Source organism: Streptomyces sp. 6-11-2 (genome assembly GCF_006540305.1).
In the GTDB taxonomy this organism is placed as follows: Bacteria; Actinomycetota; Actinomycetes; order Streptomycetales; family Streptomycetaceae; genus Streptomyces.
Genome location: NZ_BJOR01000001.1, coordinates 3,498,153 through 3,521,067 on the forward strand (window position 1 = coordinate 3,498,153; position 22,915 = coordinate 3,521,067).

The 22,915-nt window shown below is 69.1% G+C and carries 17 protein-coding genes; 5 read left to right on the plus strand and 12 right to left on the minus strand.

Annotated features, from left to right (window positions below):
- Positions 1-108: 108 nt before the first annotated feature.
- The 5 genes from TNCT6_RS15085 to TNCT6_RS15105 form a co-directional block, all read right to left on the minus strand.
- Positions 109-969 (minus strand): anti-sigma factor, encoded by an 861-nt coding sequence (locus TNCT6_RS15085; RefSeq protein WP_141359864.1) that lies wholly within the window; start codon positions 967-969, stop codon positions 109-111.
- Positions 966-1,721, minus strand: a complete 756-nt coding sequence (gene sigM, locus TNCT6_RS15090; protein WP_141359865.1) for an RNA polymerase sigma factor SigM — start codon at positions 1,719-1,721, stop codon at positions 966-968. Before sigM ends, TNCT6_RS15085 begins: the two co-directional genes overlap by 4 nt.
- A 26-nt stretch (positions 1,722-1,747) precedes the next feature.
- Positions 1,748-3,466, minus strand: a complete 1,719-nt coding sequence (locus TNCT6_RS15095) for a protein kinase family protein (protein ID WP_141359866.1) — start codon at positions 3,464-3,466, stop codon at positions 1,748-1,750.
- A 118-nt stretch (positions 3,467-3,584) separates the two neighbouring features.
- Entirely contained in the window at positions 3,585-5,915 is a 2,331-nt protein-coding gene (gene murJ, locus TNCT6_RS15100; RefSeq protein ID WP_141359867.1) for a murein biosynthesis integral membrane protein MurJ, read from the minus strand.
- 45 nt (positions 5,916-5,960) lie between these two features.
- Complete coding sequence (locus tag TNCT6_RS15105; protein WP_141359868.1) at positions 5,961-8,408, minus strand: DUF6049 family protein; 2,448 nt, start codon at positions 8,406-8,408, stop codon at positions 5,961-5,963.
- 297 nt (positions 8,409-8,705) lie between these two features.
- Between TNCT6_RS15105 and TNCT6_RS15110 the strand changes: the two genes are divergently transcribed.
- A complete protein-coding gene (locus TNCT6_RS15110; RefSeq protein ID WP_141359869.1) occupies positions 8,706-10,178 on the plus strand; it encodes a CCA tRNA nucleotidyltransferase in 1,473 nt (490 codons plus the stop codon).
- 107 nt (positions 10,179-10,285) lie between these two features.
- Here the strand turns inward: TNCT6_RS15110 and TNCT6_RS15115 are convergent, their stop codons facing one another.
- The 4 genes from TNCT6_RS15115 to TNCT6_RS15130 all read right to left on the minus strand — a co-directional run bounded on the left by TNCT6_RS15115 (position 10,286) and on the right by TNCT6_RS15130 (position 14,092).
- Entirely contained in the window at positions 10,286-10,819 is a 534-nt protein-coding gene (locus tag TNCT6_RS15115; RefSeq protein ID WP_141359870.1) for a hypothetical protein, read from the minus strand.
- A gap of 99 nt (positions 10,820-10,918) precedes the next feature.
- Positions 10,919-12,181 (minus strand): MFS transporter, encoded by a 1,263-nt coding sequence (locus TNCT6_RS15120; protein WP_141359871.1) that lies wholly within the window; start codon positions 12,179-12,181, stop codon positions 10,919-10,921.
- A 100-nt stretch (positions 12,182-12,281) separates the two neighbouring features.
- Positions 12,282-13,364, minus strand: a complete 1,083-nt coding sequence (locus TNCT6_RS15125; protein ID WP_141359872.1) for an inositol-3-phosphate synthase — start codon at positions 13,362-13,364, stop codon at positions 12,282-12,284.
- A 44-nt stretch (positions 13,365-13,408) separates the two neighbouring features.
- Positions 13,409-14,092: a PadR family transcriptional regulator gene (locus TNCT6_RS15130; protein WP_141359873.1), complete on the minus strand. Its 684-nt coding sequence runs from the start codon at positions 14,090-14,092 to the stop codon at positions 13,409-13,411.
- A 399-nt stretch (positions 14,093-14,491) separates the two neighbouring features.
- On the opposite strand from TNCT6_RS15130, the gene TNCT6_RS15135 reads away from it, so the two are divergent.
- Together TNCT6_RS15135 and TNCT6_RS15140 are read left to right on the plus strand one after the other, a co-directional pair.
- Positions 14,492-17,206 carry a transglycosylase domain-containing protein gene (locus tag TNCT6_RS15135; protein ID WP_141359874.1) on the plus strand — a complete coding sequence of 905 codons (2,715 nt, stop codon included), beginning with the start codon at positions 14,492-14,494 and terminating at the stop codon, positions 17,204-17,206.
- Positions 17,207-17,314: 108 nt separating this feature from the next.
- Positions 17,315-18,823, plus strand: coding sequence for a glycosyltransferase family 87 protein (locus TNCT6_RS15140; protein ID WP_172632913.1), 1,509 nt, complete (start codon positions 17,315-17,317; stop codon positions 18,821-18,823).
- A gap of 91 nt (positions 18,824-18,914) precedes the next feature.
- Here TNCT6_RS15140 and TNCT6_RS15145 read toward each other — a convergent pair whose 3' ends face one another.
- From TNCT6_RS15145 to TNCT6_RS15155, 3 genes are all read right to left on the minus strand, one after another.
- Entirely contained in the window at positions 18,915-19,946 is a 1,032-nt protein-coding gene (locus tag TNCT6_RS15145; protein ID WP_141359875.1) for an alanine racemase, read from the minus strand.
- A gap of 83 nt (positions 19,947-20,029) precedes the next feature.
- Entirely contained in the window at positions 20,030-21,151 is a 1,122-nt protein-coding gene (femX, locus tag TNCT6_RS15150; protein ID WP_141359876.1) for a peptidoglycan bridge formation glycyltransferase FemX, read from the minus strand.
- A 213-nt stretch (positions 21,152-21,364) separates the two neighbouring features.
- A complete protein-coding gene (locus TNCT6_RS15155) occupies positions 21,365-21,688 on the minus strand; it encodes a hypothetical protein (protein WP_141359877.1) in 324 nt (107 codons plus the stop codon).
- Positions 21,689-21,971: 283 nt separating this feature from the next.
- On the opposite strand from TNCT6_RS15155, the gene rpsF reads away from it, so the two are divergent.
- Positions 21,972-22,262: a 30S ribosomal protein S6 gene (gene rpsF, locus TNCT6_RS15160; RefSeq protein WP_019324683.1), complete on the plus strand. Its 291-nt coding sequence runs from the start codon at positions 21,972-21,974 to the stop codon at positions 22,260-22,262.
- A 70-nt stretch (positions 22,263-22,332) separates the two neighbouring features.
- Positions 22,333-22,908: a single-stranded DNA-binding protein gene (locus TNCT6_RS15165; RefSeq protein ID WP_141359878.1), complete on the plus strand. Its 576-nt coding sequence runs from the start codon at positions 22,333-22,335 to the stop codon at positions 22,906-22,908.
- Positions 22,909-22,915: the final 7 nt, after the last annotated feature.

Consider the following 22,915-nt stretch of genomic DNA (forward strand, 5'->3'; position numbering starts at 1 on the left):
CACCCCACCCAACGGATCCTAAGGGGCATGCATTCCCGGTGTGCCGGGGCACACGGAGGCGCGACAGCGCACGGGATGCCATGCAGCGCGAGGACCGAGCGTGCAGGCTCAGGAACGCGCGTAGGAGTGCGACAGCAGCACCTTGGCCGTGACCTCCGGGTGGCGGACGCAGGTCGCGTCGACCAGGTAGGCCGTGACGCGGGTGCTGTCGCCGGAGGCGTCGGGCAGCACGACGAGATAGGCCTCTTTGCCGTCGTAGGTGCCCGCCCGGGCGGCGAGCGGGGTGCTGCTGTCGTTGATGCCCTGCCGTACGCACGAGGGGACCGTCTGGGGCCGGCTCTTCAGCAGCTTCGGCTTGCCGGTACCGGGAGCGGAGTCCACGCCGAAGCTGTGCGGGGCGTGGGTGTCGCGTGGCGGCTGCTGTGCCTGGTCGAGGAGATAGGCGACGTCGTTCTTGAGGGTGCCCGCGGAGAAGGTGTCTGCGGACGTGATCGGACGGTCGTGCGCCGCGGTGTTGGATCCCTTGTTGTCGTGGAGCGTCGCCAGAACCACGGACGTCACGCCGAGGGCGGCGAGGGCGACGACGGACCCCAGAACGGCGACCCTGCGACGTCCCCGCCGGGTGCCTGTCTTGCGACCCGGTCCGGTGCTGGAGGCGCGAGGGTGACCGGAGGGGCGATCCGCGGCCGATGTTTCACGTGAAACACACGTGCCACCCGCGACAGGGACCTCGGCGGCGAGAGCCGCATCGATACGGTCCGCCACATCGGTCGGCATGGCGGGCACATCCGGCAGGGTGCCGAGCAGGCCACGGATCTCCGTCAGCGACGTGTGGACGTCGGCGCATGGCTCGCACGCGTCCAGATGCCGCTGCAGCTCCGTTGCCCGGGCGGGGCCGAGGAGACCCTCGGTGTGGTCGGAGATCTCCGTGACGTCCGGGTGCCCGGCCGCGTCTGTCGTGGATGTCACGCTCGCCCACCTCCGCCCTTCACAGCAGCTGAATCGCTTGATCCCGTGTCCTGCGTGTGCGTGCCTTCAGGACCCGTGCCCTGAGGACCCGTGCCTTCAGGTCCTGTCGCCGGTGGGACGGATGTCCCCTGCGCCCGGTTCCGTCCCGCGCCCGATTCCTTCTCGTCGCCGGTGCGGCCCGGTCGCAGATGGGTGAGCAGCGGCAGGAGCCTGGCTCTGCCCCGAGCGCAACGGCTCTTCACCGTTCCGGTCGGTACATCGAGGATGCGGGCGGCCTCGGCGACCGGGTAGCCCTGCATGTCCACGAGTACCAGGGCGGCCCGCTGGTCCGACGGGAGCGTGTCCAGCGCCTCGACGAGCTGCCGCTGCACGTCGTTCCTCTCGGCGGGCGCCGAGGCCGACTCGTGCGGCTCCAGCAGCTGCTCCAGGCGCTCGGTGTCGCTCACGGGCGAGGTCTTGCGCGAGGCGGCCTTGCGGACCCGGTCCAGGCAGGCGTTCACCGTGATCCGGTGCAGCCAGGTCGTGACGGCCGACTGGCCACGGAAGGTCCCCGCGGCCCGGTAGGCGGACACGAACGCGTCCTGCACGGCGTCAGCGGCCTCCTCGCGGTCGCCCAGCGTGCGCAGGGCGACCGCCCAGAGACGGTCACGATGGCGGCGTACGAGCTCACCGAAGGCTTCGGGGTCGCCCTCCACATGACGGGTGAGCAGCTCCTGATCGCTCGCTCCGCCGTATCCGGCGCCGGCCGCCATCTGACCCCTTCCCTCTCGGTGGGACGTCAGCCCGTGAACTTCACGTCGGTGATGGCCTGCTTGTAGCCGGATCCGCTGTAGCCGTCACTGGGCGCCATGGGCACGTCCGTGAGCCACAGAAGCACGTACTGCGTCTTGACCGACTTGGTCGCCTTCACCGTGAGAGAGGACCTGCTGGTGGTCGCCGTTCCGATCTCCTCCATCCCATTGATCCCGGTGGAGGGGCTCAGGGAGTCGGCGGCATAGAGATGGACCGTCGTGTGGTCACCGGTGTAGCGCAGCCCTATCGACGCCGTCGAGATCTCCTTGACCGAGCCGAGGTCGTAGACGATGCCCACACCCGGTTTGTAGGGAGCGAGCTGTGGGCCGTCGTTGTAGCGCTTGGTCCGCCAGTACGTGGAACCGTCCCCGTCATACGTCTTGTCGACGTCTCCGGGAGCCTGTGCGTCACCGCTGGCGACGTACTCGCGCGCCCCCTGGATCTGGAGTGGCTGGGTCGGCTTCGGCTGATTGTCGTTCTTGTCGCCGCCGTCCTGGGTCTGCGACTGGGGGTCGTCGGACTTGCCACCGTGGTCCAGCAGCGCGTCCGCGAGCTGCCAGCTGCCGAGTCCCAGGGCGGCGATGAGGAGGGCCGAGACGGCCCACTTCAGGGCCTTGCCGGTGCGGCTCTGCAGCGGGGGCGGCGGGGTCGGGACCGGCTGGGTGACCCCGGGATGCGGTGCCGGACGGCCGTACGAGCCCTGCTGGTAGGAGGTGCCCTGGTACTCCGGCGGCGCGGTGAACGTCGGCTCCGGCGGCCGCACGCGCGGCATCTCGCCGATCGCCTTGACCAGTTCCTCCGGGGTGGTGCACGCCGACTCGTGCCGGGAGGCGGTGGCGCCGTCGTTGACGAGGGCGCGCATGGCGAGTTCGGACAGGCCGCGGTGGACGCCCGCACGCACCTGGTCGGGGGCGATGAGGCCGATGTCCTTGGGCAGGCCCGACATGCCGTAGGCGTCGCTCTCATACGGCCAGCGCTGGGTGAGCGCCGCGTACAGCAGGGCGCCGATCGCCTCGGTGTCCGTGCGCTGCGGGGTGTCGGAACTGATGCCGCGCAGCGCTGCGTTCACGGCGAGGCCACGGACCCGCCACTGACCGGTGGAGGTGCGCAGCACAGCATTGGGGTTCAGGCGCAGATGGGCGAGGCCCTCGCGGTGCGCGGCGGCCATGGCGGAGGCGATCTGGCTGACCAACTGGTAGGCGTCGTGCGGCTCCAGAGGGCCCGAGGCCAGAAGCGTGGTCAGCTCCGTCGCGTCGGGCAGCCATTCGTGGACGACGTAGACGAGGTCGTTCTCCTCGACGGCGTCGAGCACCTGCACGAAGCGGGGATCACCGAGCAGCGCGGAGGAGCGGGCCGCGGCCAGCACGGACCGGGCTCGCGTATGGTCCGCGGGCAGGATGTGCACCCCGACGGCGCGACGGAGCTTCTCGTCCACCGCTCGCCAACTGCTGAACCCGTCCAGACGGGTGACGCACTCCTCGAGGCGGTAGCGTCCGGCCAGTTTGTGGCCGCTGTGAAGTTCGGTCGGTGAGGCCTTCTTCCCGGGACTCTCCGTCCCGTCGCTCCCCTGTGCCTCGTCGTTGTCCGTGCCCCGATCCCGATTCTGGGCCACCCCGTCGGACGTGGACTGGTCCGCCTCGGCGGTCAGCGACTGCTCGCCGCTGTTGTCTGCCACGTCGACGGCAGCCGTGATCCGTTCCGCCACCGTCGCTCCTGCCTCCCCATCCATCGCGCGCTGTCCGACGCCGAATCCAATTGTGCCCACAGTCCGCCGCTATGCACGACACACGGCTGCGGACGATGGTTGTGCGCCTACCCCCGACTCAACGCCCCAGGCGCCCGCGGACCATGCCCACGAGACCGTTGATTTCCTCGATGCGCATCCGGCGGGCGGCAACGAAGAAGACTCCGAGCAGGAGTGCGCCACCGGCCAGCAGCGCGACGAACGACCCGAAGACGCCCTGGCCCAGCGAGTGGCCGATGCCGTAGCAGGCCGCGCCGCTGAGCAGTGCCGCCGGCACCGAGGCGATGCACAGCCGCGCGTACGTCCGCAGCACACGGGCGCCGTCGAGGTCGCCGCCCAGCCGCTGGCGCAGCCGGCGCCAGGCGACCCCGACGCCGATCGCGTATGCGAGACCGTACACGGCCGCCATGCCGGCCACGGACCAGCGGGCCGGAAGCAGGAAGTAACACAGGAGTGAGGCACCCGCGTTGACCGCGGCCACGATGACCGTGTTGTAGAAGGGCGTGCGGGTGTCCTCGTAGGCGTAGAACGCGCGCAGGACGACGTACTGCACGGAGTACGGGATCAGGCCGAGTCCGAAGGCCATCAGCATGTAGCCCATGTTGGTGGCGGCCGCGGTTCCCGAGGAGCCGAAGATCAGCGTGCACATGGGGATGCCCAGGGCGAGGAACCCGAAGGAGATGGGCACGATGGCGACCGCCGTCGTGCGCAGACCCTGCGAGACGTCGTCGCGCACCGCGCCCGTGTCGTTCTCGGCGGCCGAGCGCGAGAGGCGGGGCAGCAGGGCCGCCATCAGCGAGACCGTGATGATGGCCTGGGGCAGGCCCCAGATCAGCTGGGCGTTGGCGTAGGCGCTGAAGCCGGTGCCGTCGATGTGCGTGCGGGCGACCGCGGAGGTGGCCAGCTGGGTGACCACCAGGGCGCCCGCCTGGTTGGCGAGGACGAAGAGAACGGTCCACTTGGCCAGCATCGCGGCCTTGCCGAGACCGTGCCCCTTCCAGTCGAAGCGCAGGCGGAGCCTGAACCCGGTCTCGCGCAGGTACGGGATCATCGCGAGTGCCTGCACGACGAGGCCGAGGAGCACGCCGACGCCGAGCAGGCGCTGGCCCTCCGGCGGGATGTTCGCGACGGTCATGTGGGAGTTCGCGGACGTGCCGTAGACCCACAGGAACGTGCCGAGCGTGAAGATGATGACGATGTTGTTCAGGACCGGCGTCCACATCATGGCGCCGAACCTGCCCCGGGCGTTGAGGATCTGCCCCATCACCACGTGGACGCCCATGAAGAAGATCGAGGGCAGGAAGTACCGGGTGAAGGTGATGCCGACCTCGTTGGCCGCCGGATTGCTGGCGACCGGGTTGGAGAGCATCCGGACCAGCAGCGGCGCCGCGATCATCGTGAGGGCGGTGAGTGCGCCCAGTGCGACCATCACCAGGGTGAGCAGCCGGTTGGCGAACGCCTCGCCCCCGTCGTCGTCCTCCTTCATGGCGCGGACGAGCTGCGGGACGAACACGGAGTTCAGGCCGCCGCCAACGGTCAGGATGTAGATCATCGTCGGCAGCTGGTAGGCCACCTGGAAGGTGTCGCCCAGCAGGGCCGTGCCCAGTGCGGCCACGATCATCGCCGAGCGGATGAACCCGGTGAGCCGGGAGACCATCGTGCCCGCCGCCATGACGGCGCTGGACTTCAGTAGTCCCGCGGCCTTCCCGCCCTTCTTCCCCGCCGGAGCAGGGGCGGGCTCGGCCGCCGGGGCAGGGGCCTGGGCGACGGCCGGTGCGGCGGCGTACGGTCCCATCGGTCCCTGACCGGCGGCCGGGGCCGGGGCGGGGCCGGGAACCGAGGGGACGGCCATCTGCGGGCGTCCGCTCATGTCCTGCGGTGGCTGGTACCCGTGCTGTCCCGGGCCCTGGTGGCCGTAGCCGCCCTGGCGCATGTCCGGACGGCCGCCCTGCTGCTGGTCACGGAAGAGGTGGGCGAAGGCGTCCGGCTCGTGGTGCTCCTCGCCGGAGTGGCTGACCAGGTCGTCGACACCGACGAACTGCGTGGTGCGGGGATCCTCGCCGTGCGGCAGGTGCTGGGTGGGGCCCGACGGCTCCGGCGGCGGGGTCTGCGCCCACACACGCGGGTCGGGGGCGTACGGAGACTGCGTGGGGCGGCCGTACAGCGGCTGCTGCGGCCCGTTCGTGCCCGGGGGAGGCGGAGGGTGCGCGGCGCGGTCGTACAGCGCCTCGCCGACCGGGTCCTGGGCGGTGAGGTCCTGCGCCCGGTAGGGGTCCTCGTCGTAGGCGTCCTGGAGGTACATGTCCGCGGGAGGCTGCGGCGGCGTCTGGCCGTGCCCGGGCGGCGGCGCGTCGGGGTGACCCGAGCCGCCCACGGCCTGGCCGCGGTCACCGTCGTACGGCGCGTTCATGCTTACCCCACCTCATCGTCCCGGGCCCTCCGGGCCACGACATCCTCAACGGTCCACTTTCTCACCCGTGCCGGACGGGTCTGCGCTTTCCGCTGCGGTGTCCGGTGTCGGGTCACTCGGCTGCTCCGGGTCGTCTGCCCGGGACCGGGCGCCGGACTCTTCTGTGAGACGACCGGCGGTGCCTTCGAGGTTCTCCGGCTCGCTGCCTTCCGGCTCGTCCGCGCTCTCACCGGCTTCTCCGGCGCCGTCCCCACCGTCCTGCGCCTCCTCGGCGCTCCCGGCGACCTGCGGGTCCCGGGCGGCATCCTTGGCCGCCGCCCGCTTGCGCTGGGTGTACATGCGGAAGCCGGCGAGGACGAGCAGCAGGACGCCGCCGCCGATGACCAGCATCACCGTGGCCGTGATCTCGGTGACCTTCACGTCGAAGGTGACGGGCGCGCCGTATTCCTGGCCGTCCTGCGTGTAGAGCTGGGCGACCACCGTCACCGGGCCGTTGGCGTTGGCCGACGTGGTGAACTTCACGGACTGGCTGTGCCCGCCGGATACCGCGATGGGCTGCTCCGCGTACGCCTTGCCGACGATCTTGAGGCGGGTGGGGTTGGTCGAGGTGAGCCGCAGCATCAGGTGGTCGACGCCCTGCACCAGGTTGTTCTGTACCGTCACCGGGATCGTGGCGCTGCGGCCGGAGAGCTTCGTCTCCGATTTGTCGATCAGCTTGACCTGCTCGGAGAGGTCGTCGAGGTACGCCTCCACGCCGTCCCGGAAGCTGGACGCCTCACCGGTCCGGCCGCGCCACGACGTGGCCATCTCCCGGTTCATGGCCCGTCCGAAGGGCGTGACGACCCGGGATGGGTCGGTGAGGACGACCTGGAAGTTGTCGACCTTGTCCTGCGTCCTGGCGATCGCCCAGAAGGAGGCTCGCCCGAGTTCCTTCTTGCGCAGCGAGGAGGGGTAGTCCGCGGTGGGCGGGATCTTCGTGGTGGCGCCGGGGTCCGGCTTGGCCGCGGCGGCCGCGTTCAGGTCCTGCGACTGGGACCAGGTGCTCTGCTGGAGGGCGGTCAGTGCCTGCGCCATGGCCTGGGCCTGGGGGGCGGTGGGCATGCGCTGCGGGGCCACGACGATGCTGCGCTGCCGGCTCGTCTGACTGTCGAGCTCCAGGCTCTGGGCGAGGAACTGCTGCACGGCGAGCGTGGTGGCGCCGGCCTGCGTCATATCGCCCTCGAACGCCGTCGACAGGCGGGCGTCCGCGACGATCGCCGTGGTGCCGCCGCCGATCGGACGGGCGGCGGAGGGCGTGTAGGTGAGCCCGCCGGTCTCCTGGAGGCTGTCGCTGCGCGTGATGACCTTGTCGGCGCCCGCGGACGTGGCGACCTTGACGATCGACCGGTCGATGGCGCCGTCCACGGGCCAGGCGAAGTCCGTGCTCGGCTTGACGTGGAGCACTGTCTCCACCGTGCTGGCGGCGACGTCGGTGGCGTCCTTGAGCTGACTCAGTGAGCCGGTGACGCTCGTCCCGTTGTGGGCGAGGGAGGCCAGGTCCGGGTCTGCGAAGGGCAGGGCCACGACGTCCTTGCCCGCCACCGCCTGCTGGAGCTCGGCGAGCCACTTCTTGGCGACATCCTGATGGGTGCCCGGCACAGGTGTGCCGTCGCCGGTCTGAATGCGGTAGTTGCGGGTCATGGCGTCGACGGACGCCAGCAGGTCGGGGTCGATCACCCAGGTGACGTCGAGATCCTTGCCCAGTGACAGCATCTGCTCCAGGCGTCCGCCGGGAGCGATGTCCTTGGCGAGGTCGTCGTCGAGGAAGACCGGCGTCTGTTGTGCTCCGGGGCCCGTCTCGGCCGTCATGTGGACGTCGGACACGAGCGGCCACAGATAGGTCGTCTTCGTCTTCGTGCCCGCGTCGTTCGGCTGCCACGGCAGGAACGTGCGCTGGATGCCCAGGACCTGCTCCCAGGGCTGGGCGGAGGTCTGGCCGGACAGCGAGACGGAGAGCTCGTAGACCCCGTTCGTGCCGAGGTTCAGCTTGTCGACCGGCACGGAGACGCTGAAGTGCTGGGCGACGCCCGGAGCGAGCCGGGTGAACTTCTGGACGTACTTGTCGCCGACCTCGGGGCCGTCGGAGCCCGGCTCGAACCGGGTGCGCTGGGCCACGCTGTCGATCGCCGAGCGGGTGTCCAGCTCCGGGCCCAGGCGCAGGCCCACGTGGGCGTCGGTGACGGCCTGCTTGCCCTTGTTCGTCACCGTGCCGGAGACGGTCAGCGTGTCCCCGTCCGAGGGGGCGCTGGGGCTGAGCGAGTCGAGGGAGACGGCCACCGTGCGCGAGCCCGACGCGGCCTGCTGGGACTCCTGCCCGGCGGCGTGTGCGGACGGCATGGCGGGCAGCTGGAGCAGAGCGGCCAGCAGCGGCGCTCCGGCGAGCAGCGCCCCGGCACGCCGCAGCCGGCGGGCAGGTGAGGGACTGGTCCCCTGGAATTCTGCCGCCTCGGCCACGCGCTCGCCCGTCCCTCGTCGTCAGTGGTCGTCGGATGTGCGTCCACGCATGGTAACGATGTGCGCCGAGGGGAAGTGCCACGGAGGCGGTCTCAAGATCGCTGGACACGAGTGGACGCCCTGGATATGCCGGTATCCGGGGATGCTGTTCGTTACATCACAAAGGCAGGGTTTGAGCAGGTAATAAAGAGGTCTCCCGCGGTACCTCCGGTGGTGTCGTCCCGACGGACCGGCCGAGCCCGGTGCCCGAACAATGACGGCGCGGTCGAGCGCCCGGGCCACGTACCCTTTTCTGTTGTGCCGAACGCCAACGAAGACACTTCCCCTGCCCTGAACCAGGTGCAGCAGCGCGCGGTGAGCGAGCTGCTGCTGGTGGCCCCCGTCGCCGACGAGCTCGCGCGCCGTTTCCAGGAGGCCGGGTTCTCTCTCGCCCTGGTCGGAGGCTCGGTCCGGGACGCACTGCTCGGCCGGCTCGGCAACGACCTGGACTTCACGACCGACGCCCGCCCCGAGGACGTACTGAAGATCGTGCGGCCATGGGCGGACGCCGTCTGGGAGGTCGGGATCGCCTTCGGCACGGTCGGGGCGCAGAAGCAGGCCCGCGTCGGGGACGTCGACCGGTGCTTCCAGATCGAGGTGACCACCTACCGGTCCGAGGCCTACGACCGCTCCTCGCGCAAGCCTGAGGTGTCGTACGGCGACTCCATCGAGGAGGACCTCGTCCGCCGTGACTTCACGGTCAACGCCATGGCCGTGGCGCTACCGGAGAAGACGTTCATCGACCCGCACGGCGGGATCGGCGACCTCGAGGCGCGTGTGCTGCGCACCCCGGGCACACCCGAGGAGTCCTTCTCCGACGACCCGCTGCGCATGATGCGAGCCGCGCGCTTCGCCGCTCAGCTCGACTTCGATGTCGCCCCCGAGATCGTCACGGCGATCAAGGACATGGCGGGGCGCATCGAGATCGTCTCGGCCGAGCGGGTCCGGGACGAGCTGAACAAGCTGATCCTGTCGGCCCACCCGCGCAAGGGCCTGACCCTGCTCGTCGACACCGGTCTCGCCGGCCATGTCCTGCCCGAGCTGCCCGCCCTGCGCCTGGAGAGTGACGAGCACCACCGGCACAAGGATGTCTACGACCACACGCTGATCGTGCTGGAGCAGGCAATGGCGCTGGAGGAGGAACCCGACCTGGCCCTCCGCCTTGCCGCCCTCCTGCACGACATCGGCAAGCCGCGCACGCGCCGCTTTGAGAAGGACGGCAGGGTCTCCTTCCACCATCACGAGGTGGTCGGCGCGAAGATGACCAAGAAGCGCATGACCGCGCTGAAGTACTCCAACGAGCTGGTGAAGGACGTTTCGCGGCTGGTCGAACTCCACCTGCGCTTCCATGGCTACGGCACCGGTGAGTGGACGGACTCGGCTGTCCGCCGCTACGTCCGCGACGCCGGTCCGCTGCTCGACCGCCTTCACAAGCTGACCCGCTCGGACTGCACCACCCGCAACAAGCGCAAGGCGGCCGCGCTGTCCCGGGCGTACGACGGTCTGGAGGAGCGCATCACCCAGCTTCAGGAGCGCGAAGAGCTCGACGCGATCCGTCCGGACCTCGACGGCAACCAGATCATGGAGATCCTGGGCGTCAAGCCCGGCCCGGCCGTCGGCAAGGCGTACAAGTACCTGCTGGAGCTCCGCCTTGAGAACGGCCCGATGGAGCACGATGCGGCGGTGGCGGCCCTCAAGGAGTGGTGGGCCGAGCAGGAGGAGCAGGGCTGAGGTCGCGTGAAGAGGGCCTGTGTTTCACGTGAAACACAGGCCCGAGAAACGCCGAGGGGCGATGTTTCACGTGAAACATCGCCCCTCGGTCATGGGTCATCCGGGTGTTACTGCGTCTCCTTCAGGCACAGCACCACGTCGTGCCCGCCTCCGGACTGGATGTAGGAGATGGTCCACCCCTTGACGCCTTCGCACTTGTCCTCGTCGGAGGAGCCGTCGAACTTCTGGACCACCTTGAACTCGGCCTCACTGGACGAGCAGCCGACCTCCTTGAGGTCGGGGTTGGATTCCGTTCCCTTGTTGTGCAGGCAGGCACCCACCGAGGTCGTCTCGGCGTCGTTCTGGCTGAACCACCAGCCAATGCCGAACTTGACGAGGAGGATGGCGATGGCGAAGACGACCGCACCGATGATGCCCAGCGCCTTCTTGGCCCCGGACTTCGGCGGAACGGGCGGCGGGACCGGTGCACCCTGCTGCTGCGGGAAGGGGGCGTACGGAGCCTGCGGCGGGTAGGGCTGCTGCGGGGATCCGGGCTGACCGGGCTGCTGCCCCGTGGGAGCGTTGGGCGCCTGGGCGTACGGGTTCTGGCCCTGGGGCGGCGGCGGAGTGGTCACTTGGGGGTCCCCCTGGAGCTTGGGCATGATGGCAGGAACATGCTGTCGAAATAAGACGCACGTAAGTTACAGGCCATGCCTGACACTGCTGTAACCCAGTGGGGCTCTGTGGCGTTGATGTGACACTTATCGGCCTGCAAAGCGGGTCATAGCGGCCGCAACCGCGCCGTAGATCACGGCGATCATGACGACGAGCAGGGCCGACCGGCCGTCCGGTGGCAGCATCAGCGCGGCGACCCCCGCGGCGCCGACGAACGCCATGTTGAACAGCACGTCGTACACGGAAAAGATCCGGCCGCGGAAGCCGTCGTCGACCGCGGACTGCACCATCGTGTCCGTGGAGATCTTCGCGCCCTGGGTGGTCAGCCCCAGCACGAACGCCGCGACGAGCAGGGGGCCGGTGGCGAACGGCAGGCCCAGGGCGGGCTCGAGAACCGCCGCGGAGCCGGCGCACACGGCGATCCAGCGGGCCGGTCCGAGCCGGCCGGCCGCCCACGGTGTCATCACGGCCGCCGCGAAGAACCCGGCGCCGGAGAGGGCCAGCGCCAGCCCGAGCAGACGCAGCCCCTCCCGTGTGTTCGAGGTCAGGCCGTAGCGGCACAGCATCAGCACCATGACGGTCAGTGCCCCGTAGCAGAAACGCATCAACGTCATCGAGGCCAGTGCCCAGGCGGCCTGACGCCGGGACGGCGCGGCGAGGTGCCGTACAGCCGCCGCCAGATCGCGTGCGGTGACGGTCAGTGCCGTGCCCAGCCGTGTCCGCTCCGGCCCCCGGTCGGGCCCGAGCAGATCCGGTGCCATGAGCAGTGAGGTCAGGGCCGCGCACAGATACAGGGCGGCCCCCAGCAGCACCACGGCCGCGTCGGAGTCCGCTCCCGCCAGCCGTACGACGAAGGCGAGACCGCCACCCGCGAACGCGGCCAGGGAGCCGGCGGTCGGCGACAGGGAGTTGGCCATCACCAGCCGCTCGGCGTCGACGACGCGCGGCAGCGCGGCCGACAGGCCGGCGAGGACGAAGCGGTTGACGGCGGTGACGCACAGCGCCGAGACGTAGAACAGCCAGTCCGGCACGGCGGCGATCATCAGCACGGCCGTGGCGGTCGCCATCACGGCACGCGCCAGGTTGCCGTAGAGGAAGACCTGGCGGCGGCGCCAGCGGTCCAACAGGACGCCCGCGAAGGGGCCCACCAGGGAGTACGGCAGGAGCAGGACCGCCATCGCCGAGGCGATCGCGGCGGGCGAGGTCTGCTTCTCCGGGGAGAAGACGACGTAGGTGGCGAGCGCGACCTGGTAGACGCCGTCGGCGCTCTGGGAGAGCACCCGCACGGCGAGCAGGCGTCTGAAGTTCCTCAAGCGCAGCAGGACACGCAGGTCACGGACGACGGCCATGGGGCACAGCCTCACATGTGGGAGGGCCCCCGGGTGCACGCACGGCGTACACGGACGGGGGCCCAACAGCCCTGGCAGGAGCGGTTTTGCGAAGCGCTCTCTAGCGCTCGACCTCGCCGCGGATGAACTTCTCCACGTTCTCGCGGGCCTCGTCGTCGAAGTACTGCACCGGCGGGGACTTCATGAAGTACGAGGACGCCGACAGGATCGGACCACCGATGCCCCGGTCCTTGGCGATCTTCGCGGCGCGCAGGGCGTCGATGATGACACCGGCGGAGTTCGGGGAGTCCCAGACCTCGAGCTTGTACTCCAGGCTCAGCGGGACGTCGCCGAAGGCGCGGCCCTCGAGGCGGACGTAGGCCCACTTGCGGTCGTCGAGCCAGGCCACGTAGTCGGACGGGCCGATGTGGACGTTCTTCTCGCCGAGGTCCCGGTCGGGGATCTGGGAGGTGACGGCCTGCGTCTTGGAGATCTTCTTGGACTCCAGGCGGTCGCGCTCCAGCATGTTCTTGAAGTCCATGTTGCCGCCGACGTTCAGCTGCATGGTGCGGTCCAGGATGACACCGCGGTCCTCGAACAGCTTCGCCATGACGCGGTGCGTGATGGTCGCGCCGACCTGCGACTTGATGTCGTCGCCGACGATCGGGACGCCCGCCTCGGTGAACTTGTCCGCCCACTCCTTGGTGCCGGCGATGAAGACCGGGAGCGCGTTGACGAAGGCGACCTTGGCCTCGATGGCGCACTGGGCGTAGAACTTCGCCGCGTCCTCGGAGCCCACGGGCAGGTAGCAGACCAGGACGTCGATCTGCTTGTCCTTGAGGATCTGGACGATGTCGACCGGGGCCTCGGCGGACTCCTCGATGGTCTCCCGGTAGTACTTGCCGAGACCGTCGAGGGTGTGGCCGCGCTGAACCGTCACACCGGTGCTGGGCACGTCGCAGATCTTGATGGTGTTGTTCTCGGAGGCGCCGATGGCGTCCGCGAGGTCCAGGCCGACCTTCTTCGCGTCGACGTCGAAGGCGGCGACGAACTCGACGTCACGCACGTGGTAGTCGCCGAACTGCACGTGCATGAGGCCCGGGACCTTCGACGCCGGGTCGGCGTCCTTGTAGTACTCGACGCCCTGCACCAGCGACGCGGCGCAGTTGCCCACGCCGACGATGGCTACGCGAACCGAACCCATTCCGGTTGCTCCCTGTGTGTAATCGGTGAAGCCCCGACGGGACCTCACGTGGCGGTGTCGTCGGGCGTATCCGGCCGGGGAGACTCCCCGGACCGGGGCAGGCCGCCCGTCGTTCCAGTGGTGGTGTCCAGCGACGCGGGTCCCCCGGAGGCGGAACCCTTGAGGTCCCGCCCGGCCCGCTCGCTCTCGATGAGCTCGTTCAGCCAGCGCACTTCGCGCTCCACGGACTCCATCCCGTGGCGCTGGAGCTCGAGTGTGTAGTCGTCGAGGCGCTCCCGGGTGCGTGCCAGAGAGGTGCGCATCTTCTCCAGACGCTCCTCCAACCGGCTGCGGCGGCCCTCCAGCACGCGCATGCGTACGTCGCGCGACGTCTGCCCGAAGAAGGCGAAGCGCGCGGCGAAGTGCTCGTCCTCGTACGTGTCGGGGCCCGTCTGCGAGAGCAGCTCCTCGAAGTGCTCCTTACCTTCGGCCGTCAACCGGTAGACGATTTTGGCGCGGCGCCCTGCGAGCGCGGCGGAGACGGCGTCCTCAGGAGCGTTCCCCGGCTCCTCGATCAACCAGCCGTTGGCGACCAGCGTCTTGAGGCAGGGATAGAGCGTCCCGTAGCTGAACGCACGGAACACACCCAGTGACGTATTGAGTCGTTTGCGCAGCTCGTAGCCGTGCATCGGAGATTCGCGGAGCAGGCCGAGAACGGCGAACTCGAGGATGCCGGAACGCCGGCTCATCGTCGCCTCCTCTCTCCCGCGATCCGGCGGCGGCGGAGGCCGCTCCGGATGCCCTGGCGGTGCTTATCTCGGACTGATGTATCGACTCGATACATCACGACGATAGATCCCAGCCCTGGATGCGACAAGAGGGGGCAGAGTGAACGGGATCACATCGCAGGCCGGTCGGAGGCAAGTTGCCTGATTTGGGGTGAACTTCGAGGCTCAGCGGGTTTGGCCAGTGCGTAGTCTGTGCGCCATGCACACCGCCGGGAACCAAGTGACGCCCGGGGGACGTCCCCGTCCCCGGTGCGGTACGGGTGAATACACGACCGACCACATCCGTACTTCGGGGGGACCGGAAACCAGCCGCCGTTTCCAGGCGCGCAAGGGTGCGCCTGCCCGAGGAGTAATCGTTCGATGAGCGAGCACCGTCGCAAACCGCCGCAGCCGCAGGGAGGCGGACGTGCCGCGGCCCGACGTGGCCAGTCCGGCTCGTCCTCCGGCCGCCGCGCGGCACCGCGAGGCGCCAGCGGATCTCCTGCCGATTCCTATGGATCCGGTTCCCACGGGCCGGGCCCGGGGTCGGATTCGTATGGCGCGGGAGGTGAGGAGCGCCCGTACGAGGGTCGTGCCGCCGCTCGGCGGGCGGCACAGAGAGGTGGCGGCCGTCGTGGCCGCCCCGGCGGACCCGATGGCCCGAACGGGCCCGGGCGCGGCCGTGGCCGGGCGGCACCGCCCGCCAAGAACCGGATCGTCGACTACCCGCGCGCGGGCAAGGACGGATGGCACCGCTGGGTGCCGTCCTGGAAGCTCGTGACGGGGCTGTTCATCGGCTTCCTCGGGAGCATGGTGGCGGTCGCCGGTATCGGGTACGCCATGGTGGGCGTGCCCGATGTCGCCGCGACCGCGACCGCGCAGAACAACGTCTACCTCTGGTCCGACAAGACGCCGATGGTCTCGACGGGTGGCGAGACGAACCGGCAGATCGTCAACCTGTCGCAGATCCCCGAGGCGATGCAGTGGGCGGTCATCTCCCAGGAGAACAAGACCTTCTACTCCGACAGCGGCGTCGACCCCAAGGGCATCGCCCGCGCGTTCTTCAACATGGCCACCGGTGGCCAGACCCAGGGTGGTTCCACCATCACCCAGCAGTACGTGAAGAACGCGAGGCTGGACGACCAGTCGCAGACGATCTCCCGTAAGTTCAAGGAGATCTTCATCTCGGTCAAGGTGGGCACCACCGTCGACAAGAAGGAGATCCTCGCGGGCTACCTGAACTCGGCCTACTACGGCCGGGGTGCCTACGGGATCCAGGCGGCCGCGCGTGCCTACTTCAACAAGGACTCCATCGACCTGAACCCGGGCGAGTGCGCCTTCCTGTCCGCGATGCTCAAGGGCGCGACGTACTACGACCCGGCGGGCCAGACCTCCATCGACCCCACCGGGGCCACCGCGGAGCAGAACACACAGCGGGCCCTGACGCAGATGCAGGACACGCTCGACAAGATGGTTCAGGGCAACCATCTGAGTGCCACCGAGCGGGCCAAATACACCAAGCTCCCCGACTGGAAGTACCCGCGGTCGAACACCCAGCTGAGCGGTCAGATCGGCTACCTCGTGGACCTGGCCAACAGCTATCTGATCACCCACAGCGACGACACCGGCCTCACCGCTGACAAGCTGCGGCTGGGCGGCTACACGATCTGGACGACCTTCGACAAGAAGAAGGTCGCGAAGCTGGAGAAGGCGGTCAAGAAGGTCCAGAAGGCCAACATCAACCCCAAGCTGCGCCCGAAGACGGACACGCACGTCCAGTTCGGCGGGGCCTCGGTGGACTCGAAGACGGGTGCCATCGTGGCGATCTACGGCGGTGAGGACGCGACCAGGCACTTCACCAACAACGCCGACGCGACCGGCGCCCAGGTCGGCTCGACCTTCAAGCCGTTCGTACTGGCCGCGGCCATGCGGGACGGAGTCCGCGACCCCAGCGGGGGCAAATCGCAGCCACAGGACGAACGCACCCAGGTGTCGCCCAAGAGCCGGTTCAGCGGTAAGAACAAGCTCAAGATCAAGAATTACGACGGGACCGTCTGGAGGGATGAGAAGGACGGGGAGTGGCTGCAGACCAACGACGGTAACGAGTCGCGCGGAAAGCCCCCGAGCTACCTGATCGACCTGCGCGAGGCGATGCAGTGGTCGGTGAACTCCGCCTTCGTGCAACTCGGTATGGACGTCGGCCTGGACAAGGTCAAGCAGGCCGCCCTCGACGCCGGTCTGAAGGAGAACAGCCTGACCGGCACAGGCTTCCCGTCCTTCTCCATCGGCATCTCCGACCCCAGCGCCATCCGCATGGCGGGCGCCTATGCCACCTTCGCCAAGAGTGGTGAGCAGAACGACCCGTTCTCCGTCCTGGAGGTCAACAGCAAGGACGGGCAGGTCTACAAGCACGAGGGCAAGCCCAAGGAGGCCTTCTCGCCGGCCGTCGCCGACAACGTCACGGACATCCTCAAGACCGTGGTCGAGAAGGGTACGGGCTCCAACGCCCAGCTGCCCGGGCGTGAGGTGGCCGGCAAGACCGGTACCACGGACGGGAACAAGTCCGCCTGGTTCGTCGGCTACACCCCGCAGCTCTCCACCGCGATCGGCATGTTCCGGCTGGACGACAACGAGAAGAACAAGTCGCGCAAGTTCGAGGAGATGTACGGCACGGGTGGCCAGGACAAGATCCATGGCGCCTCGTTCCCGTCCGAGATCTGGCACGACTACATGCTGGAGGCACTCCAGGGCGTGCCGGCCGAGAAGTTCCCGAAGCCCGAGCCCATCGGCGAGATCGTCAACCCGGTGCCCAGCCCCACGCCGACGCCCTCGCCCACCCCGACCGAGGAGGCCAGCCCGACGCCGTCTCCCACGCCCAGCGAGGTCGAGCCCAGCCCGACCCCCTCGCCGACCCCGTCGCGTTGCGGCTTCTTCGGCTGCGACAGCAACGGCGGTAATACGGGCGACGGCGGTACGGACGGAGGCAACAGCCCATCGCCGTCACCGACCGATTCAGGCAGTGGCAATGGCAACGGCAACGGAGGCGGCAACAGAGGCAACGGCAACGGAGGCTTCTTCGGAGGCACGACCAACTAGCCGCCTGACCGCCTCACGAGGGTGTTTCACGTGAAACGAGGGCCGCCGCACCTGCCGGGTGCGGCGGCCCTCGGCTTTCTCCCGGATGTGTACGGCAGGATGTGCCCCATGCCCAGTGCTGAATCGACGCAAGCGAGCGTGCACGAGCCGGACCCGGTGCGGCCCACCAAGGAGGACGAGGTCGCGGCGGCCGGCAGTGAGCTGGTCGGCGGCCCCGTCGGGCGGCGTGCCCTGCTCGGGAGGTCCTGGTGGACCCCCGTACGGGTCGTCGCGCTCGTCGCGATCGGCATGTTCGCCCTCGGTCTGGTCCAGAAGGTCCCCTGCTACCACGGTGGCTGGTTCTTCGGTGCGAGTTCGCAGTACACGAAGGCCTGCTACTCGGACATTCCGCACCTCTACCAGGGGCGCGGCTTCGCCGAGGGCCTCGTGCCCTACTTCGACAAGCTCCCCGGCGACATGCCGTACCTGGAGTACCCCGTACTGACCGGGGTGTTCATGGAGGTGGCCTCCTGGCTGACCCCGCACAGCGGCAGCATCCAGCATCAGGAACAGTGGTACTGGATGGTCAACGCCGGGATGCTGATGGTGTGCGCGGCCGTCATCGCCGTCTGCGTGGCCCGCACACACGCCCGGCGACCGTGGGACGGTCTGCTGGTCGCCCTCGCGCCGGCCTTCGCGTTGACCGCCACCATCAACTGGGACCTGCTGGCGGTCGCCCTGACGGCCGCCGCGATGCTGATGTGGTCCCGCGGGCGCTCGGTCGCCTTCGGCGTCCTGCTGGGCCTCGCCACGGCCGCCAAGCTGTATCCCGTCTTCCTGCTCGGCCCGCTGTTCGTCCTGTGCTGGCGGGCGGGCAAGTGGCGGGACTTCGGCAAGGCCCTGGCGGGCGCCGTCGTCGCCTGGCTGGTGGTGAACCTGCCGGTGATGGCCTTCGCCTCGGAGGGCTGGTGGCAGTTCTACAGGTTCAGCCATGACCGGGGCGTCGACTTCGGCTCCTTCTGGCTCATCTGGGCCCAGAACTCGAGCAGCCCGCCGAGCACCGACTTCGTCAACACCACGGCCACGCTGCTCGTGGTGCTGTGCGCCCTCGGTATCGCGGCGCTGACGCTGTACGCCCCGCGCCGTCCGCGCTTCGCCCAGCTCGCCTTTCTGATCGTGGCGGCCTTCATCGTCACCAACAAGGTCTACTCGCCGCAGTACGTCCTGTGGCTGGTCCCGCTGGCCGCGCTGGCCCGCCCCAAGTGGCGGGACTTCCTGATCTGGCAGGCCTGCGAGGTGGCGTACTTCTTCGGCATCTGGATGTACCTGGCGTACACGACCAGTGGAGACGCCCACAAGGGTCTGCCGACCGACGGCTACCACTGGGCGATCGCCGTGCACCTGCTGGGCACGCTGTACCTGTGCGCGGTCGTCGTGCGCGACATCCTCATGCCGGAGCGGGACGTGGTGCGCCGCGCCGGCGACGACGACCCCTCGGGCGGTGTCCTCGACGGTGCCGAGGACGTCTTCGTCCTCGGCGCCCGGGCCCGTCCGCAGCACCGGGAGGCGGACTTCGGCGGGCCGCAGGTGGAGTGGGGCGGACAGGGCACGTCGGCACCCCAGAGTGGTTCGCTCTGAGCGAACAGGGATTCAGGAGGTCATACGAAAGGCCGTACCCGGCACCGCCGGGTACGGCCTTTCGTGCGAGAACGGGTGCTCGGGGGACCGCTCAGTGGTCCATGAGCCGGTCGAACTGCGTGGTGGTGTGGCGCAGATGGGCCACCAACTCGTCACCGACCTTGGGCTCTTGTGCGTCCGAGGGAACGAACAGGATCGACACCTGCATGTGCGGCGGCTCCGCGAACCAGCGCTGCTTGCCGCTCCAGACGAACGGGGAGAGGTTGCGGTTCACCGTGGCCAGGCCGGCGCGGGCGACGCCCTTGGCGCGCGGCATGACGCCGTGCAGCGCCTTGGGGGCCTCCAGGCCCACTCCGTGCGACGTACCGCCCGCCACGACCACCAGGAAGCCGTCCGAGGCCGCCTTCTGCTGGCGGTAGCCGAAACGGTCGCCCTTGGTGACCCGTGTGACGTCCAGGACCGCGCCGCGGTACTCAGTGGCCTCGTGGTCCCCCAGCCAGAGCCGCGTGCCGATACGGGCGCGGAACTGTGTCTGCGGGAACTGCTGCTGCAACCGTGCGAGTTCCTGCGCCTTGAGGTGGCTGACGAACATCGTGTGCAGCGGCAGGCGGGCCGCGCGCAGCCGGTCCATCCAGCCGATGACCTCCTCCACGGCGTCCGAACCGTCCGTGCGGTCCAGCGGCAGATGGATGGCGAAGCCCTCCAGCCGGACGTTCTCGATGGCGGCGTGCAGCTGCGGCAGGTCCTGCTCGCTGATGCCGTGCCGCTTCATCGAGGACATCACCTCGATGACGACGCGGGCCCCGACGAGGCCGTACACCCCGTCGACCGATGACACCGAGCGGATCACACGGTCGGGCAGCGGCACCGGCTCCTCGCCGCGGCGGTAGGGCGTCAGCACCAGCAGGTCACCGCTGAAGAAGTCCTTGATGCGGGCGGCCTCGTACGTCGTGCCGACGGCGAGGATGTCGGAGCCCAGCCGGGTGGCCTCCTCGGCCAGCCGCTCGTGCCCGAATCCGTAGCCGTTGCCCTTGCAGACCGGGACCAGCCCGGGGAACTGCTCCTGCACGTGCTTGTGGTGCGCCCGCCAGCGCGCGGTGTCGACGTAGAGCGTGAGCGCCATGGCCGGACCTGGAACCTTTCTCGGGGGTGCGGTGTATCAGAAGTATGGAAGGTGTCGACGGGGTCGAAGCGAGGAGCGTCAGGTCAGCGGCGCGACATGTAGATGTCGAGCGCCTTGTGGAGCAGCTTGTTCAGCGGGAAGTCCCACTCCCCGAGGTACTCGGCGGCCTGGCCGCCGGTGCCGACCTTGAACTGGATCAGTCCGAAGAGGTGGTCGGTCTCGTCCAGCGAGTCGGAGATGCCGCGCAGGTCGTAGACGGTGGCGCCGAGCGCGTAGGCGTCGCGCAGCATCCGCCACTGCATCGCGTTCGAGGGCCGGACCTCGCGGCCGATGTTGTCGGAGGCACCGTAGGAGTACCAGACGTGCCCGCCCACGATCAGCATCGTCGCCGCTGCCAGGTTCACGCCGTTGTGCCGGGCGAAGTACAGCCGCATGCGGTTGGGGTCCTCGGTGTTGAGGGCCGTCCACATGCGCTGGAAGTACGACAGCGGGCGGGGTCGGAAGTGGTCGCGCACCGCGGTGATCTCGTACAGCCGCTGCCATTCCTCGAGGTCCTGGTAGCCGCCCTGGACGACCTCGACCCCGGCCTTCTCCGCCTTCTTGATGTTGCGGCGCCACAGCTGGTTGAAGTTCTTGTGCACCTCTTCCAGGGACCGGTTGGCGAGCGGCACCTGAAAGATGTAACGGGGCTGCACGTCGCCGAAGCCGGCGCCGCCGTCCTCGCCCTGCTGCCAGCCCATGCGGCGCAGCTTGTCGGCGACCTCGAAGGCGCGGGGCTCGATGAAGTCGGCCTCCAGGTCGCGCAGGCGCTTGACGTCCGAGTCCTGGATGCCCTTCTTGATGGTCTCGGAGTTCCAGCGGCGGATGATCACCGGCGGGCCCATCTTCACCGAGAAGGCGCCCTGTTGCTTCAGATGCGCCAGCATCGGCTGGATCCAGTCGTCGAGATTCGGCGCGAACCAGTTGATGACCGGGCCCTCGGGCAGGTAGGCGAGATACCGCTTGATCTTGGGCAGTTGGCGGTACAGGACGAGGCCCGCGCCGACCAGTTCGCCGGTGCGGTCGTCGAACCAGCCCAGGTTTTCCGAGCGCCACTCCGCCTTGACCTCTGACCAGGCCGGGACCTGCATGTGACTCGCCGCGGGCAGGTTCTGGATGTAGGCCAGATGCTGCTCTCGACTGATGGTCCTCAGGGTCAGGCTCATTCGGGGCGCTCCTCGGGCTGGCGTGTCCCCATGGGTACAGGGGCTCCGGCTCTCGCGCCGAAGCCTACTGCGCCCTGGGAGCGCGCAGACTGGCCGCACGCAACCTTCGCCCCGGCCTGTTCACCGCCGTGGCGCCGGGCGTGCGGTCATGCGGGCGGCGTCCGCGGTGTCCGGCGGACGCCGTCCACAAGGAGCGGCCGGGCGTGCCCGTTGTCAGCTGAACAGGCCGCCGAAGAGGCCGCCGTGCGCCAGGCCGAGATAGAAGCCGACCGCGGAGGCGCCGAGGCCGAGGACCAGCCCGAAGCGCTCGCGCGTCGTCACGGAGATCCACTGTCCGTACGCCCCGGTGAGGATCCCCACCAGACCGGCCCAGGAGCTCAGCAGGTGCAGGCCGTGGAAGAGGAGCCCGGTGATGAACGCCAGCACGCCCAGCACCAGGGTCACCACGAGCAGGGTGTCCTGGACCGGGTGGGACTTGCCGTCGGTGGCGAAGAGGCCACCACCCGCGGCGGTGTTCGGTCGCATCGTCTGTGCCATGGGGCACCTCCAGCGAAAAGCGGCGCATCTTAGCGCCGTGGACACCCGAGGTGTCCAGGTTGACGGGTCCGGAGCCCCGATTTCAACCGGAAGCGGGTGTGCGGGTAGTCTGTACGTTCTGCACGGTGTCTGCCCAGGCTGAGCCACGGCCAACCTGGAGAGTCCGTCAGCGGCCCTCGTTGTCAGTGGCGGCTGATGTACTGCAAGCACTGTTGCGTACGCATAACAACCCTCCTGCCACGGAACGACCGTGGCCGTTGAGTCCAGAGGAGGTGGGTTCCACATGCGTCACTACGAGGTGATGGTCATCCTCGACCCCGATCTCGAGGAGCGTTCTGTCTCCCCGCTGATCGAGAACTTCCTTTCTGTCGTCCGTGACGGCGGCGGAAAGGTCGAGAAGGTCGACACCTGGGGCCGTCGTCGTCTCTCGTACGAGATCAAGAAGAAGCCCGAGGGCATCTACTCGGTCATCGACCTGCAGGCCGAGCCTGCGGTCGTCAAGGAGCTCGACCGCCAGATGAACCTGAACGAGTCGGTCCTCCGGACCAAGGTCCTCCGCCCCGAGACCCACTGAGCCCTTCGCTCAGCTGATCTCGGGATTCGAGTAGCAAGCAGCCAGAGCAAACCCGCCGAGAGGTTCCCCCATGGCAGGCGAGACCGTCATCACGGTCGTCGGCAATCTTGTCGACGACCCCGAGCTGCGCTTCACCCCGTCCGGTGCGGCGGTCGCGAAGTTCCGCGTCGCGTCCACTCCCCGCACCTTCGACCGCCAGACGAACGAGTGGAAGGACGGCGAGAGCCTCTTCCTCACCTGCTCGGTCTGGCGTCAGGCGGCGGAGAACGTCGCCGAGTCGCTCCAGCGAGGCATGCGCGTCATCGTGCAGGGCCGGCTGAAGCAGCGGTCCTACGAGGACCGTGAGGGCGTCAAGCGCACGGTCTACGAGCTGGACGTCGACGAAGTCGGTGCCAGCCTGCGCAACGCCACGGCCAAGGTCACCAAGACCTCGGGCCGCGGTGGTCAGGGTGGTTACAGCGGCGGCGGTGGCGGCCAGGGTGGCGGCGGCTGGGGCGGTGGCCCCGGCGGCGGCCAGCAGGGCGGCGGTGCTCCCGCCGACGACCCGTGGGCGACCGGTGCTCCCGCCGGTGGCAACCAGGGTGGCGGCGGCTGGGGCGGCGGCTCCGGCGGCGGTGGCGGCTACTCGGACGAGCCCCCCTTCTAGGCGGGCC